We start from the raw sequence: 1,070 nt of genomic DNA on the forward strand, positions 1-1,070 counted from the left end.
GATCCAGAGTCCGCGCTGATAAAGGATGTCGTCCTGGATGGGGCTGCCTCTCTCGATGGATTTGCGCGTGCGGCTTCTGGCTGCGGTTGATAATGGTTTGAGTTGCAAGGCGGTGACGGCGCAATTTGGCATTGCGCCTTCGCCGGCGCTAGCTTCGTAGGCACTTGCTCCGCTCTGTCGACCTTGTGGGTATCGACATATCCGCGCCGGAGTTCAGATTCGAGGCAAGACTAATCGCAGGTGCTGATGCCGAGTCAGATACTATGGACCGGCTGGAAGCCGTGAGCTTATTCGATGAGGAGAACTAATCTTCGGGATTCCATGTAGAATTGGGGCTATTGGTGAGTCCGCGTCCCTATGAACGCCGCACCCAGCCCAAATTCGTCAAGGCGCATACTCAGACCCTCAAACCACCTCGATCCCAGGGTTCTTCGAAATGTCCGGGTGCGGCTGCTCCGGCGCGGCCGCGAGCAGGCAGTGCCACTGCCCTTCACCGACCCGCAGGCGGCTCGACGCTACTCTGCTCGCCCGGGCCGAGGCCTGCCGGGCGGAGTTGCTGTGCGGTGTCGCGGCGGTGCGGCTCGGCCTCGAACTCGGCGACGGGCGCAGGCTTGCGAGCGGCACGCTGTTGCTCGCGACCGGCACCCTTGCCCGCGCGTCGGCGGGCCTGCTACCGCTGGTACGGCTGGGTTGAATGCGCGCACGGCGAGAGGCGCTCCCGCGCCGGCGACGGAAACCCGTCGCCCGTGCGTTGAATGGGCCGGATGCCGACCGGATGGGCCGGTCGGCGCGGCAACCAGCGCAAGGCGGGCACCCGCGAGGACATGACAGACCCGGACGGGGACCCGGATGCGGACCTGCTGGCAAGGATCGGCATGGGCGAGGAGGCAGCGTTTCGGACGCTGATGGCGCACAAGCTGCCGCGCGTGCACGGGCTCGCGCTGCGGCTGCTGCGCGATTCGGCGCTGGCCGACGACGTGGCCCAGGAGGTGTTCCTGCGGGTCTGGCGGCAGGCGCGGGCTTGGCGGCCGGGGGCGGCGCGGTTTGATACCTGGCTGCACCGCGTCGCG

1 protein-coding gene is annotated in these 1,070 nt (G+C 67.0%); it reads left to right on the forward strand.

Annotation, left to right across the window (positions count from 1 at the left end):
• Positions 1 to 764: 764 nt before the first annotated feature.
• A partial coding sequence (locus APM_RS00785) for a sigma factor (protein WP_007421452.1) occupies positions 765 to 1,070 on the forward strand: 306 nt, incomplete at its 3' end.

It is taken from the genome of Acidiphilium sp. PM (genome assembly GCF_000219295.1).
Classification (GTDB): domain Bacteria; phylum Pseudomonadota; class Alphaproteobacteria; order Acetobacterales; family Acetobacteraceae; genus Acidiphilium; species Acidiphilium multivorum.